Annotated in this window: 13 protein-coding genes; all 13 read right to left on the bottom strand. The window is 62.2% G+C overall.

Going from position 1 to position 14,759, the window contains the following annotated elements:
* Positions 1 to 47: 47 nt before the first annotated feature.
* Positions 48 to 371 carry a DUF655 domain-containing protein gene (locus F8197_RS24910; protein WP_152884371.1) on the bottom strand — a complete coding sequence of 108 codons (324 nt, stop codon included), beginning with the start codon at positions 369 to 371 and terminating at the stop codon, positions 48 to 50.
* Positions 372 to 570: 199 nt separating this feature from the next.
* Positions 571 to 1,515: a D-glycero-beta-D-manno-heptose-7-phosphate kinase gene (rfaE1, locus tag F8197_RS24905; RefSeq protein WP_152884369.1), complete on the bottom strand. Its 945-nt coding sequence runs from the start codon at positions 1,513 to 1,515 to the stop codon at positions 571 to 573.
* Positions 1,516 to 1,517: 2 nt separating this feature from the next.
* Entirely contained in the window at positions 1,518 to 2,693 is a 1,176-nt protein-coding gene (gene lapB, locus F8197_RS24900) for a lipopolysaccharide assembly protein LapB (RefSeq protein WP_152884367.1), read from the bottom strand.
* A 35-nt stretch (positions 2,694 to 2,728) separates the two neighbouring features.
* Positions 2,729 to 3,031, bottom strand: coding sequence for a lipopolysaccharide assembly LapA domain-containing protein (locus tag F8197_RS24895; protein ID WP_019921782.1), 303 nt, complete (start codon positions 3,029 to 3,031; stop codon positions 2,729 to 2,731).
* Between the two features lie 108 nt (positions 3,032 to 3,139).
* Positions 3,140 to 3,445: an integration host factor subunit beta gene (locus F8197_RS24890; protein WP_008446215.1), complete on the bottom strand. Its 306-nt coding sequence runs from the start codon at positions 3,443 to 3,445 to the stop codon at positions 3,140 to 3,142.
* An 18-nt stretch (positions 3,446 to 3,463) separates the two neighbouring features.
* Positions 3,464 to 5,140, bottom strand: coding sequence for a 30S ribosomal protein S1 (gene rpsA / locus F8197_RS24885; protein ID WP_019921781.1), 1,677 nt, complete (start codon positions 5,138 to 5,140; stop codon positions 3,464 to 3,466).
* Between the two features lie 120 nt (positions 5,141 to 5,260).
* Positions 5,261 to 5,935 carry a (d)CMP kinase gene (gene cmk, locus F8197_RS24880; RefSeq protein WP_152884366.1) on the bottom strand — a complete coding sequence of 225 codons (675 nt, stop codon included), beginning with the start codon at positions 5,933 to 5,935 and terminating at the stop codon, positions 5,261 to 5,263.
* Between the two features lie 7 nt (positions 5,936 to 5,942).
* Positions 5,943 to 7,256 carry a 3-phosphoshikimate 1-carboxyvinyltransferase gene (aroA, locus tag F8197_RS24875; RefSeq protein ID WP_152884364.1) on the bottom strand — a complete coding sequence of 438 codons (1,314 nt, stop codon included), beginning with the start codon at positions 7,254 to 7,256 and terminating at the stop codon, positions 5,943 to 5,945.
* Between the two features lie 96 nt (positions 7,257 to 7,352).
* Positions 7,353 to 8,267 (bottom strand): prephenate dehydrogenase/arogenate dehydrogenase family protein, encoded by a 915-nt coding sequence (locus tag F8197_RS24870; RefSeq protein ID WP_152884362.1) that lies wholly within the window; start codon positions 8,265 to 8,267, stop codon positions 7,353 to 7,355.
* Between the two features lies 1 nt (position 8,268).
* Positions 8,269 to 9,381 (bottom strand): histidinol-phosphate transaminase, encoded by a 1,113-nt coding sequence (gene hisC, locus F8197_RS24865; RefSeq protein WP_152884359.1) that lies wholly within the window; start codon positions 9,379 to 9,381, stop codon positions 8,269 to 8,271.
* 140 nt (positions 9,382 to 9,521) lie between these two features.
* Positions 9,522 to 10,595 (bottom strand): prephenate dehydratase, encoded by a 1,074-nt coding sequence (gene pheA / locus F8197_RS24860; protein WP_152884357.1) that lies wholly within the window; start codon positions 10,593 to 10,595, stop codon positions 9,522 to 9,524.
* A gap of 4 nt (positions 10,596 to 10,599) precedes the next feature.
* The gene (gene serC, locus F8197_RS24855; RefSeq protein ID WP_373996972.1) at positions 10,600 to 11,694 is read right to left on the bottom strand and encodes a 3-phosphoserine/phosphohydroxythreonine transaminase; all 1,095 of its coding nucleotides are present in this window, start codon (positions 11,692 to 11,694) and stop codon (positions 10,600 to 10,602) included.
* A 125-nt stretch (positions 11,695 to 11,819) separates the two neighbouring features.
* A complete protein-coding gene (gene gyrA, locus F8197_RS24850) occupies positions 11,820 to 14,540 on the bottom strand; it encodes a DNA gyrase subunit A (RefSeq protein WP_152884353.1) in 2,721 nt (906 codons plus the stop codon).
* Positions 14,541 to 14,759 lie beyond the last annotated feature (219 nt).

Below are 14,759 nucleotides of genomic sequence, written 5' to 3'. Positions count from 1 at the left end.
CATCCCGCCTCGGCGAACCGCCGCCCAGGCGGGGATGACGGTACTATTTACTTGGCGGCAGCCTTAGGCTTGGCCGGCGTGCCGGCCGCCACTGCCGCGCCATCCTTGCCCTTGCCATTGACCACCAGCCCCGCTGCCGACAGCTTGAGCGCGTTCTTCTCGCCCACGCCTTTTACCCGCTGCTGGAAATCGTTCCAGTCCTTGAATTCGCCCTTCTTGCGCTCTTCCAGGATGGCCTTGGACTTGGCCGGGCCGATGCCGTTGACGCTGTCGAGCGCGGCCGCGTCGGCCTTGTTGACGTCCACCTGGGCGAAAGCGAAGTTCATCGTTGCCACGAGCGCGGCGACCACGAGCATGAGTTTCTTCAACATGACATTCTCCGTTAGGGTTGATGCAGGAGCGACCATCGCACCCTGCACACTCCCTAACGCCAGCGCTTGCGCCAAGTTGACCCGCCCGGTTGAGGAAGCTCAAGCCGGCGCAGCCATATTGAGCGACCTCAGCTTAACGGCGCAGTCACAAGCCGGCGGAGTGAGTATGCCAATCAACGCAGCCAGCCAAGCGGCCATGTCAGCCGAAAAGCTCTTCGCGCGTCACCGTCGCCGTACCCAGCTTACCGACCACGATACCGCCGGCGCGATTGGCCGTCTGCACCGCGTCTTTCCAGCCGGCGCCCGCGCCCAGCATGCAGGCCATGGTGGCGATCACGGTGTCGCCTGCGCCCGAGACGTCGAACACTTCGCGCGCGGCCGCTGGCATGTGGTATTGCTCGCCGTCCGTGTACAGGGTCATGCCCTCTTCCGAGCGGGTGAGCAGCAAGGCGTCCAAACGCAGGTCGGCGCGCAGTTGCTGGGCCTTGGCGGTCAGCTGTTCTTCGCTGGACCAGGTGCCGACGATCTGGCGCATTTCGGACTTGTTTGGCGTCAGCACGGTGGCGCCCGCGTAGCGCGAAAAATCGTCGCCTTTCGGATCGACCATCACCACCTTGCCGGCCGCGCGCGCCGAGGCGATCATGTCGGCCACGGCCACCAGGCTGCCCTTGGCGTAGTCCGACAGCACGATCACGTCGTAGTCGTGCAGCAGGGTCTTGAATTGTTCGAGCTTGTCGCGCAGCACCGTGTCGGTGGGCGCTTCCTCGAAGTCGATGCGCACCATTTGCTGCTGGCGACCGATCACGCGCAGCTTGACGATGGTGGAAATCGCATCGTCGCGCTGCAGGTAGCTGTGAATGCCGCCGCTCTCGAGCATCTGCTCCACTTCGGTGCCCGCTTCGTCGGCGCCCACCACGCCCAGCAGGGCCGTGTGCGCGCCGAGGGCGGCGGCGTTGCGCGCCACGTTGGCGGCGCCGCCCAGGCGCGCTTCGCGATGATTCACGCGCACGATCGGTACCGGTGCTTCCGGCGAAATGCGGTTGACGTCGCCGAACCAGTAGCGGTCCAGCATGACGTCGCCCACGATCAGGATGCGCACCGTGTTCAATGCCGGCGCGCTGTCAGTGGTAATCTCGTTAGCCATCGTTAATTCATCACGTTGAGTTCTTCGGTACGGCGCGGCGGGTAGGTCTCCCAGCGGCTGCAACCGGGGCACTGCCAGTAGAACTGGCGCGCCTTGAAGCCGCAATGGCTGCACTGGTAGCGCGCCAGCTTTTGCGTGTAGCCGTGCACCAGGTTCTTCACCATCGACAGCTCGGAGACGATCGACGCCGGTGCATCGACCAGACGTGCTTCGAGCAGGCGGTCAAGGCCCAGCAGGGTCGGCGTGCGACGCAGCTCGTTGACCACCAGTTCCTTGGCCTCGGCCACGCCGTGCAGTTCCATCACTTCCTTGTACACCACTTCAAGCAGGTCGATCGACGACGCCTGCTCCAGGTACGATTTCAAAAGGTTGACGCCTTCCTGCGGCCGGCCCACCTTGCGGTAGCCGTCCATCATGCGCTGGGCCACCAGCGCCGTGTGCGGCACGCTGATCTGCTCCACGCGGCGCCAGGTCAGCAGCGCGCCTTCGACGTCACCCTTGGTCAGCTGGGCGTCGCCGGTGAGCAGTGTGGCGCGCACGTTGTTGCGGTCGGCCGCCAGCGACTTGTCCAGCAGTTCCTCGGCCTGGTCCACGTGCAGGTGCACCAGCGCGTCCTGCGCCATCTCGCAGTAGAACTGCGCGATTTCCTTTTGACGCGAACCGGCGCCCGATTCCTGCAGGCCCATGGCCGCTTCGATCGCGCGCGGCCACTCTTTTTCGCGCTGGAAGATCTCCAGCAACTGGCGGCGGGCCTGGGCGCCGTACTGGCCGTTGATCAGGCGGTTGAAGGTTTCCTCGGCGCGGTCCAGCAGACCCGCTTTCAGGTAATCGATACCGAGTTCGTATTCGGCGTGCTCCTTTTGTTCCTGCGGCAGGTCCGGGCGCGCCAGCAGGTTCTGGTGCACACGGATGGCGCGCTCGGTCTCGCCACGGCGGCGGAACAGGTTACCGAGCGCGAAGTGCATGTCGGCCGATTCCGGGTCCAGCCGCACGATCTCGATAAAGGCGTCGATCGCCTTGTCCGGCTGGTCGTTGAGCAGCAGGTTCAGGCCCTTGAAGTAGCCGCGCGGCAGGGTGCGCGATTCGGCCATCAATTGACGGATATCGACCCGCGCCGCCAGCCAGCCAAGGCCGAAGAAGACCGGGATACCCAGCAACCAGAAGAGTTCAAATTCCATGCTTTATTCTTTGCGTGAGACGAAGGAGGTACAACTCAGGGAGCGAGGACGCTGTCGGGCTGTGGCTGGGCATTGGCCCGCTGCGCCGTCGTTTGCATCGTCGTGATGGTGGATTTGTGTTTATTGGTTTCGCGGCGATAACGAAACACCGTGGGCGTCAACGCCAGCACGCCAAGCACGGCGCCGGCCACGAAACACCCGAGCAGCATCAGCACCAGCGGGCCGCGCAGCTCATAGTGGAGAAACAGGTGCAGATCGACTTCCTGCGTATTTTTCAGGGCGAAGCCAAAAAACAGGACGAATAGAACGAGTCCAACGAGGGTGGATACAAATTTCATCAGCCTGATTCCTGATCGGATTTTCCAAGAGCGCCAGTATGGCATTAGAACCGCTAAAAAAAAAGCGGCATCCGAGGACGCCGCTTTTTCATTTAAACCGTCACAACCTCAGTCCTCGATGATCGGTTGCCCGACCATCGCGTCGACCCGCTCGCGCAACTGCTTGCCGGGTTTGAAGTGGGGCACCCGTTTTTCAGGCACCATCACCTTGTCACCCGACTTGGGGTTACGCCCGATGCGTGGCGGCCGGCTGTTGAGGGCAAAGCTGCCAAAACCACGGATCTCGATGCGTTGACCAGTCGCCAGGGCGTTGGTCATCGCGTCGAGGATGGTCTTGACCGCGTACTCCGCATCCTTGGCCACCAGCTGAGAATAACGCTCAGCCAGGCGGTTGATGAGTTCGGACTTAGTCATCGACTGGTTCAGTGTTACTTAGTTCTTGTTATCGAACTTGGCTTTCAGCAGTGCGCCCAGGCTGGTGGTGCCCGAAGCTGCGCTGCTGTCCGAAGCCATCGACTTCATTGCTTCTGCGGTTTCTGCGTTGTCTTTCGCTTTGATCGACAGCTGGATCGAACGTGCTTTACGGTCGATGTTGATCACCAGAGCTTCGACGGCGTCGCCGACTTTCAGGTGGGTGCCAGCATCTTCCACGCGGTCACGCGAGATTTCCGAAGCGCGCAGGTAGCCTTCGACTTCTTCCGACAGCTGGATCACGGCGCCTTTAGGCTCAACCGATTTAACGGTACCGTTAACCAGCGAACCTTTGTCGTTCATGGCTGCGAAGTTGTTGAATGGGTCGCCTTCCAGCTGCTTGACGCCCAGGGAAACGCGCTCGCGCTCAACGTCGATGGCCAGAACGATGGCTTCCAGTTCGTCACCTTTCTTGAACTTGCGCACGGCTTCTTCGCCGGACTCGGTCCACGACAGGTCGGACAGGTGTACCAGGCCGTCGATGTTGCCAGCCAGGCCGATGAACACGCCGAAGTCGGTGATCGATTTGATCGCGCCGCGGACTTTGTCACCCTTCTTGTGGGTAACACCGAAGTCGTCCCATGGGTTGGCTTTGCACTGTTTCATGCCCAGCGAAATACGACGACGCTCTTCGTCGATTTCCAGAACCATCACTTCTACTTCGTCGCCCAGTTGGACAACTTTGTTTGGAGCGACGTTTTTGTTGGTCCAGTCCATTTCGGAAACGTGTACCAGGCCTTCGATACCTTGTTCCACTTCAACGAACGCGCCGTAGTCGGTGAGGTTCGTTACTTTACCGAACAGACGGGTGCCTTGTGGGTAACGACGGGACAGACCGGTCCAAGGATCGTCGCCCAGTTGTTTCACGCCCAGCGAAACACGGTTTTTCTCTTGATCGTATTTCAGGACTTTAGCGGTGATCTCTTGACCAACGGTCAGGACTTCCGATGGGTGACGCACACGACGCCATGCCAGGTCGGTGATGTGCAGCAGGCCGTCGATGCCGCCCAGGTCCACGAACGCGCCGTAGTCGGTGATGTTTTTCACAACGCCGGTCACTACAGTGCCTTCTTTCAGCGTTTCCATCAGTTTCTGACGCTCTTCGCCCATCGAAGCTTCGATGACGGCGCGACGCGACAGAACCACGTTGTTACGCTTGCGGTCCAGTTTGATAACTTTGAATTCGAGGGTTTTGCCTTCGAATGGGGTGGTGTCCTTGACTGGACGGGTGTCAACCAGCGAACCCGGCAGGAATGCGCGGATGCCGTTGGTCAGGACGGTCAGGCCGCCTTTGACTTTACCGTTCACGGTGCCGACGACGATCTCGCCCGACTCCATGGCTTTTTCCAGTGCCAGCCACGAAGCCAGACGCTTGGCTTTGTCGCGCGACAGGATGGTATCGCCGAAACCATTTTCCAGCGATTCGATGGCCACGGAAACGAAGTCGCCTACTTTGACTTCCAGTTCGCCTTGGTCATTCTTGAATTCTTCAACAGGGATGAATGCTTCCGATTTCAGGCCGGCGTTCACGATCACGAAGTTGTGATCCAGACGAACGACTTCAGCCGAGATCACTTCGCCCGAACGCATGTCTTGACGCGACAGGGATTCTTCGAAGAGGGCTGCAAAACTTTCCATATTAGACATTGTAACTTCCAGGTTTGCCAACAAGGCTCGCGATATGCGACTTCAGTTGGGTTAGGGTTGAAACACGTCTAGGCCGCAGAGCGGCCAGACACCTTACCAAAAACATACTACTTAATGCTTATGCACTACAGCGGCATACCACTGCAACACCTGCGCGACCGCTTCGTCAGCGGTCATATTCGATGTTTCCAGCACATGCGCACCTGCGGCAGGGACCAGTGGCGCGATGGCCCGGTTCGTATCCCGGTCGTCCCGCGCCTGCAAATCCATCAGCAGGTCTTCCATCCTAGCAGAAATTCCTTTGCCGATCAATTGCTTGTAGCGACGTTCGGCCCGTGCCGCAACACTTGCTGTCAAAAACACCTTGAGCGGCGCGTGCGGGAAGATCACCGAGCCCATGTCGCGCCCGTCCGCCACCACGCCCGGCGCCTTGCGGAAACCCAGTTGCAGCCCCACCAGCGCATGGCGCACGGCCGGGAACGTCGCAATCTTAGACGCCGTATTACCCACCACCTCGGCGCGAATGGCGTCGCTCACGTCCTCGTGGCCCAGCAGGATGTGCTCGCCCTGGAAGCTGCATTGCAGGTGCTCGGCCAGCTTGGCCAGTGCGTGCTCGTCGGCCAGGTCGGTGTCGCGCCGCAGCGCGGACAACGCCGTCAGGCGATAGAGCGCGCCCGAATCCAGGTAATGGAAGCCGAGCTTATCGGCAACGCGATGGGCGACAGTACCCTTGCCGGATGCGGTGGGCCCGTCGATGGTGATGACTGGAATCTGGGATGTTGGCATGTGTTTACTATTTTGCAATCGCCGCAAATGCAGCGAAATATTCAGGGAAAGTTTTGCCGACGCACTTGGGATCGTTGATGCGCACCGTGGTGCCCTTGCGCGCGGCGCCGTCGAGCGATGCCAGCGAGAAGCACATCGCCATGCGGTGATCGTCGTAGGTATCGATAGTAGCAGGAGCGAGGACGGCTGGCGGCGTCACTGTCAGGTAATCGGCGCCCTCTTCCACCACGGCGCCCAGCTTGCGCAGCTCGGTGGCCATGGCGGCGATGCGGTCGGTTTCCTTCACGCGCCAGCTGGCGATATTGCGCAAGGTGCTGGTGCCGTCCGCGTACAGGGCGGCAATCGCGATCGTCATGGCTGCGTCGGGAATGTGGTTAAAGTCGGCGTCGATCGCTTTCAACGGGCCATTGCTGCTGGCCTCGATCCAGTTGTCGCCCATGACAATCGTCGCACCCATCTGCTCGAGCGCGGCGGCAAAGCGCACATCGCCCTGGATGCTCTGCCGACCCACGCCCTCCACCCGCACCGGCCCGCCGCCGATGGCGCCGGCCGCGAGGAAATACGACGCCGACGACGCATCGCCCTCGACGTGGATGGTGCCCGGCGACTGGTATACCTGGCCCGGCTCGATCGTGAACGACGACCAGCCGTCCTGCGTCACCTGCACGCCGAAGCGGCGCACCAGGTTCAAGGTGATTTCGATATACGGCTTGGAAATCAGTTCGCCGATCACGTCGATGGTGATCGCATGGTCGCGCGCCATCAGCGGCGCAACCATCAGCAGCGCCGTCAAAAACTGGCTCGAGACGTCGCCGCGCACCGCCAGGCGCTGAGCGTGGATCCTGCCCTGATTGATGTGCAGCGGCGGGTAGCCGGGGTTGCCCGTGTATTCGACATTGGTGCCGGCGGCGTTCAGCGCATCGACCAGGTCTTCGATCGGGCGCTCATGCATGCGCGGCACGCCATGCAGCGTATAGTCGCCGCCGATCACGGCCAGCGCGGCGGTCAGGGGACGGATCGCGGTGCCGGCGTTGCCCATGAAGAGGTCGGCCGACTTGTTCGGCAACACGCCTGCCACGCCCTTGACGTGGTGGATGGTGCCGGTGGCAGTTGCTTCTTCGGTCCACTGCACGCCCAGCGAGCGCAATGCGGCCAGCATGACGGCGGTGTCGTCGGAGGCCAGCAGGTCGACGATATCGACGTCGCCCTGCGAGAGCGCGGCCAGTAGCAGGATGCGGTTGGAGATGGACTTGGAGCCCGGCAGGCGCACGGTGCCCTGTACGTGGGCGACGGGTTGGAGGTCGATGTATTCGTGGTTCATGGGTATTCCTTGTTTTGAGACGCGCCCTTCAACCGTCATGCCGTCTTGGCGGTCCGCCGCTACGGGATGACGAATCAAACGTTCCGGCTGTACTCGTTATTCCGCTTTATCCGCCGACTGCGGCGCTTCCGCCGTTTCAATCGCGGTAATCCATTGGTGCCGGGCGCGCTGGGCGTTGCCGTACACGTGTTCCAGGCCTGCGCCGTCGCCGGCTGCCAGCTTTGCGCGCAGCACGGTCAGCTGCGTCATGTACGCATCGAGTTCGGTCAGCAGCGCGGCCTGGTTGGCCAGGCTGATGTCGCGCCACATTTCCGGCGACGATCCCGCGATCCTCGTAAAATCGCGGAAGCCGCTGGCTGCATACTGGAACAACAAATCGGCGTGCGGCTTCTTCGCGATGTCATCCACCAGCGCATACGCCAGCAGGTGCGGCAAGTGGCTCACGGCCGCAAACACCTTGTCGTGTTCTTCGGGCGACAGGCGATGGATGATGGCCCCGCACGCGCGCCACGCCGCCGCTACCCGTTCCACATCAAACGCGTCGTTCTCGGCCAGCGCCGTCAGCACGACCTTTTTGCCCACGTACAGGTCGTCGATTGCCGCTTCCGGGCCGTTGGTTTCGCGTCCGGCGATGGGATGACCCGGCACGAACTGCGCAACCTTCCCTGCCAAAGCACTGCGCGCGGCAGCCACCACGTCCGACTTGGTGCTGCCGGCGTCGGTCACCACGGTGCCCGGTTGCAGGTGCGGCGCCAGCGCCGCCAGGATCGCGCCGGTCTGGGCCACCGGCGCCGCCAGCAGCACCAGGTCGGCGCCAGCCAGCGCTTCCGCCATGTCGCTGCCGATGACGTCGATGATGCCCAGTTCCAAAGCACGCTGCATCGACGCCTGCGAGCGGCCCATGCCCACGACCGTCTCCACCACGCCGGCTTTTTTCAGCGACCGCGCAAACGAGCCGCCGATCAGGCCCACGCCAAAAATGACGACTTTCTTGATTGCCGTGGACGCCATCTCAGCCCTCGGCCAGCGCCTTGGTCAGCGCTGCGATCAGCACCGCATTTTCCTGCGGCAGGCCGATCGAAATGCGCAGCCACTCGGGCAAGCCGTAGTTACCGACCGGACGCACGATCACGCCCTGCTTCAACAACGACAGGTTGACACGCGCGCCGGCGCCATCGTCGCTGCCCACCTTGACCAGCACGAAGTTGCCATACGACGGCACGTATTCAAGGCCAAGCTGCTCGAACGCCTCGATGAACTGGCGGTAGCCGGCAGCGTTGTTGGTGGCGCTCTTGGCCAAAAATTCCTTGTCGTTCAGCGCGGCGACGGCGGCAGCCTGCGCCAGCGAGTTGACGTTGAACGGCTGGCGAATGCGGTTCATCAGGTCGGTCAGCGCCGGCTGGGCGACGGCAAAGCCCACGCGCAAACCGGCCAGGCCGTACGCCTTGGAGAAGGTGCGCGAGACCAGCAGGTTCGGGTATTTTTTCACCCAGTCGGCGGACTCGAACTGGTGTTCCTGCGCCAGGAATTCGTTATACGCCTCGTCCAGCACCACGACCACGTTGGCCGGCACTTTTTGCAGGAACGCTTCGATCTCGGCGGCAGGGATGAAGGTGCCGGTCGGGTTGTTCGGGTTGGCGATGAAGACCAGGCGCGTATCGTCCGCGATGGCCGCCAGCATGGCGTCGAGGTCATGGCCGTGGGCCTTGGCCGGCACCACGATGTGACGCGCGCCCACGCCCTGCGTGGCCAGCGCGTACACCGCGAACGAATACTGCGAATAGACGACCGACTGGCCGCGCTCCACGAATGCGTGAGCAGCGATTTCCAGGATGTCGTTGCTGCCGTTGCCCAGCGTGACCCAGTCGGCCGGCACGTTGTAGCGCGTGGACAGCGCGGCTTTCAGGTCGAAGCCGTTGGCATCGGGGTAGCGACCCAGTTCGGCAGCGGCAGCGCCCATGGCGGCCCTGGCCGATTCCGGCACGCCGAACGGGTTTTCGTTGGAGGCCAGCTTGACGATGGCGTCTTCCTGCAAACCGAATTCCCGCGCGACTTCAGCGATCGGTTTGCCGGCCTGGTAAGGGGCGATGGCGCGGACGTACTCCGGCCCGAAATTCTTGGTCATGGTTGTCTCTCGTTAAGGGACCTCAAGAAACCGTAGCGAGCGGCTCGATATCGTCTTGAGTAGCGGAGGCGTACGGAGGTACGCTGAGCAACGGAGAGGCGATAGCGAGGCGCGCAGCAGGTTTTGTGAGGTCCCGGTTATTAGGTGAGGCTTACAGGGTATGAACCGAGGACCTTGAAGAAGGCGGCATTGCCCTGCAATTCTTCCAGCGCCTTGGCCACGGCGGGGTTTTCGATATGGCCTTCGACGTCCACGTAAAAATAGTATTCCCAGTTGCCGTTGCGGGCCGGGCGCGATTCGAAGCGCGTCATCGACACGCCGTTCTGCGCCAGCGATCCGAGCAGACGATAGACGGAACCGGCCTTGTGCGGCGCCGCCAGCGCCATCGACGTGCGGTCGATGCCGGACGGGCCGGTGCGCAGGGTGCCGATCACGGCAAAGCGGGTGCGGTTGTGCGGATCGTCCTGGATGTTGGCCTTGACCGTACCCAGGCTGTAACGCACGCCGGCTCGTTCGCCGGCAATCGCCGCCACCGAGTGGTCGTCGCGCGCCATGCGCGCCGCTTCGGCGTTGGACGACACGGCGCGGCGTTCGATTTCCGGGTAGTTGTTGTTCAGCCAGATCTGGCACTGCGCCAGCGCCTGGGCGTGGGCGCAAATGGCGGTCACGCCATCCATGTTGCCGGTGCCGGTGAGCAGGCTGTGACGCACGGCGATGGCCACTTCACCGCTGATCGTCAGCGGGGTGTTGAGCAGCAGGTCGAGCGTGCGGCCGATGGCGCCCTCGGTGGAATTCTCCACCGGGACCACGCCGAAGTCCGCCGTGCCGGCTTCGGTAGCGTGGAACACTTCGTCGATCGAGGCGCATGCCAGCACATCGACGGCGGTGCCGAACTGCTGGTACACGGCCTGTTCGCTGTAGGTGCCGGCCGGTCCCAGGAAGGCGACGGTGACGCGTTTTTCCAGCGAGCGGCAGGCGGACATGATCTCGCGGAAGATGGTCTGCATCTCGGCGTTGCCCATCGGGCCCGGGTTGCGGTCGGCCACGCCGCGCAGCACTTGCGCTTCGCGCTCGGGACGGAACACGGGGGCGTTGGTTTCAGCCTTGACGTGGCCAACTTCCTGCGCCACCTGGGCGCGGCGGTTCAGCAGGTCGAGGATTTGCGCGTCGATCGCATCGATCTGTTCGCGCAGGGGTTTGAGTTTGTCGTTCATGATGTTAACCAGCGGTTCGGCCGGCGAATTCGTTCAGGTAGTCCACCAGGGCTTGCACCCCTTCGATGGGCATGGCGTTGTAGATCGATGCGCGCATGCCGCCGACGGACTTGTGGCCCTTCAGTTGCAGCAGGCCGCGCGCCTTGGCGCCGGCCAGGAATTCGTCGTTCCGGCTCTCGTCCTTCAGGTAGAAGGGAATGTTCATGCGCGAGCGGCTGGCCGCTTGCACGCGGGTCTGGTAAAAATCGTCGGCATCGAGCGCCGCGTACAGCAGCTTGGCCTTGGCGATATTGCGCTCTTCCATCGCTGTCACGCCGCCGTTCTTTTTCAGCCACTGGAACACCAGGCCGGCAATATAGATGCCGTAGGTGGGCGGCGTGTTGTACATGGAGTCGTTGTCGGCCACCAGCTTGAAGTCGAACGCCGACGGGCAAGCCGGCAGCGCCTTGCCCAGCAGGTCGTCGCGCACGATGACGATGGTCAATCCGGCCGGGCCGATATTCTTTTGCGCGCCGGCGAAGATCACGCCATATTTGGCCACGTCGATCACGCGCGAGAGGATGTGCGACGACATGTCGGCCACGAACAGCACGTCCTCCTGCGGCTGCGGCACGCCGGCGTCGAAGTCGAACTCCACGCCGTCGATGGTCTCGTTGGTGCACATGTGCAGATAGGCCGCGCCGGGCGTGAGCTGCCACTCGGCCTGCGGCGGCACCGACGTCATGGACGACGCGGCGATGTTGACGTTGGCGTACTTGGCGGCTTCCTTGATGGATTTGCCCGACCACGAACCGGTGTGGATGAAATCGATGGTTGCTGGCTGCGGCTTGTGGCCCACCAGGTTCAACGGAATCAGGGCATTCTGGGACAAGCCCCCGCCCTGCATGAACAAGATCTTGTAATTGTCCGGTACTGCCAGCAGCTCGCGCAGGTCGCGCTCGGCCGCCTTGTAAATCGAAATAAACTCCGGTCCGCGGTGGCTCATCTCCATCACCGACATGCCGCTGCCATGCCAGTCCAGCATTTCGGCAGCAGCTTGCGCCAGCACTTCCTTGGGCAGGACGGCAGGGCCGGCGGAGAAGTTATAGATGTGAGTCACGTTGCGTTCCTTGGTGATCAATATAGGGAGTCCCTAAAAAAACAGGGCCAGTCTATTGTCGCACTGCTGCTCACAATAACCTGGCCCCGTGGCGCCCGGACTGGGGTCCGGACCGATGCTGCGAATTACTCCGGCTGAACGTCGTCGGCAGGCTTGTCGTCACCGGCATCGGTGGCGTCGGCGCCGTCAGCTGCGTCGGCAACTGCGGGGGCAGCCACCACTGGCTTGCCGTCCGGACCAGGCTCGAGTTCCACTTCGTCGATGTCGGTTTCCACTACGCGCTGCAGGCCGGACAGCTTGGTGCCGTCTTCCACCGCGATCAGGGTCACGCCTTGCGTGGCGCGGCCCATTTCGCGGATCTCCGCCACGCGGGTGCGAATCAAGACGCCGCCGGTGGTGATCAGCATGATCTCGTCGGTCGGTTCCACCAGGGTGGCGGCCACCACGCGGCCGTTACGCTCGGAGGTCTGGATCGCGATCATGCCCTTGGTGCCACGGCCATGGCGCGTGTACTCGGTGATCGGGGTACGCTTGCCGTAGCCGTTCTCGGTGGCGGTGAGCACCGACTGCTGCTCGTTCTCGGCCACCAGCAGCGCGATCACGCGCTGGCCTTCGTCGAGGTTCATGCCGCGCACGCCACGGGCATTGCGGCCCATCGGACGCACGTCGTTTTCGTCGAAGCGCACGGCCTTGCCGGAATCCGAGAACAGCATCACATCGTGCTCGCCGTCGGTCAGTGCAGCGCCGATCAGGAAGTCGCCTTCGTCGAGGTCCACGGCAATGATGCCGGCCTTGCGCGGATTGCTGAAGTCTTTCAGCGGCGTCTTTTTCACGGTGCCCAGGCTGGTGGACATGAACACGTAATGGTCTTCGGGGAAGGTACGGTTCTCGCCCGACAGCGGCAGGATCACGGTGATCTTCTCGTTATCGGCCAGCGGGAACATGTTCACAATAGGCTTGCCGCGCGAGTTGCGCGAGCCTTGCGGCACTTCCCACACCTTGAGCCAGTACATGCGGCCACGGTTGGAGAAGCACAGGATGTAATCGTGCGTGTTGGCGATGAACAGCTGGTCGATCCAGTCTTCTTCCTTGGTCGCCATGGCCTGCTTGCCGCGACCGCCGCGTTTCTGCGAACGGTACTCGGAAATCGGCTGCGCTTTCATGTAACCGGTGTGCGACAGGGTGACCACCATGTCCTGCGGCGTGATCAAATCTTCGGTACCGAGGTCGGTGGCGTTCAGTTCGATGTTGGAGCGGCGCGGATCCTTGGCGCGGTCGCCGAATTCGTTGACCACCGAGGTCATTTCGTCGGTGATGATGGTGGTCACGCGCGACGGCTTGGACAGGATGTCCAGCAGGTCGGCGATTTCGGCCATCACGTCGCGGTACTCGTTGACGATCTTGTCCTGTTCCAGGCCGGTCAGGCGCTGCAGACGCATTTGCAGGATTTCCTGGGCCTGGTCGTCGGACAGACGGTACATGCCGTCGGCCTGCATGCCGTAGTGCTTGGGCAGGTGCTCGGGACGGAATGCTTCGATGCCGCCCACGGTGTCACCTTCGCCGGTGCGGGCCAGCATTTCGCGCACGATCGACGAATCCCACGAACGCTCCATCAGCGACGCCTTTGCCACCGGCGGCGTAGGCGCGGCCTTGATCAGGGCAATGAAGTCGTCGATATTGGCCAGCGCAACAGCGAGGCCTTCGAGCACGTGACCGCGTTCGCGCGCCTTGCGCAGTTCGAACACGGTGCGGCGCGTGACCACTTCGCGGCGGTGCGACAGGAAGCACTGCAGCATTTCCTTCAGGTTGAGCAGGCGCGGCTGGCCATCGACCAGCGCCACCATGTTCATGCCGAAGGTGTCTTGCAATTGCGTTTGCTTGTACAGGTTGTTCAGGACAACTTCCGGTACTTCGCCGCGTTTCAGTTCGATCACCACGCGCATGCCCGATTTGTCGGACTCGTCGCGGATGTCGGAAATGCCTTCGAGCTTTTTATCGCGGACGTTCTCGGCGATACGTTCCAGCAAGGACTTCTTGTTCACCTGGTATGGCAGCTCATCGACGATGATCGCAGTGCGGCCGCCGTCCTTGCCGTATTCCTCGTAGTGGGTCTTGGCGCGCATGACCACGCGGCCACGGCCGGTGCGGTAACCGTCGCGTACGCCCGATACGCCGTAGATGATACCGCCGGTCGGGAAGTCCGGCGCCGGGATCAGTTCGATCAGTTCGTCGATCGAGCACTGCGGATTTTGCAGCACGTGCAGCGCGCCCGCAATCACTTCATGCAGGTTGTGCGGCGGGATGTTGGTGGCCATACCCACCGCGATACCGGACGAGCCGTTGATCAGCAGGTTGGGAATGCGGGTAGGCAGTACGGTCGGTTCTTTTTCCTTGCCGTCGTAGTTGGGCTGGAAGTCGACCGTGTCCTTGTCGATATCGGCCAGCAGCTCGCTGGAAATCTTGGCCAGGCGGCACTCGGTGTAACGCATCGCGGCCGCGCCGTCGCCATCGACCGAACCGAAGTTGCCCTGGCCATCGACCAGCATGTAGCGCAGCGAGAAGTGCTGCGCCATGCGCACCAGTGTGTCGTAGATCGACGCGTCGCCGTGCGGGTGATATTTACCCATGGTGTCGCCGACCACGCGCGCGCACTTGACGTAAGCGCGGTTCCACACGTAGTTGGATTCATGCATCGAGAACAAGACCCGGCGGTGCACCGGCTTGAGGCCGTCGCGCACGTCCGGCAAGGCGCGGCCCACGATCACGCTCATGGCGTAATCGAGGTAGCTCTTGCGCATCTCTTCTTCGAGGGAAATAGGGATTGTTTCTTTTGCGAATTGATCCATTGGCGGGTCGACTGATCTTTGACTGTGAGGTTATCTTGTAAGCAATGTATGCCGCACGTACTACACTGTTGCCCTGCCCTTCAATAAGGACAGGCAAGAGTAGGATTTTAACATGCGGACAGGGGCACCAACACAATTTGCCCTCGGGCCCAGCGCCTGTGCGGGTTGGCGCACGATGCACGCTTGTAACACGATGTAATATTCATGACACATTACTCA

Origin of the sequence: Duganella sp. FT27W, from assembly GCF_009295655.1 — a bacterium.
Lineage (GTDB): Bacteria > Pseudomonadota > Gammaproteobacteria > Burkholderiales > Burkholderiaceae_D > Rugamonas > Rugamonas zoogloeoides.
The sequence above is the reverse complement of the archived record's forward strand: the minus strand, read 5'-3'. Positions and strand labels throughout refer to the sequence as shown.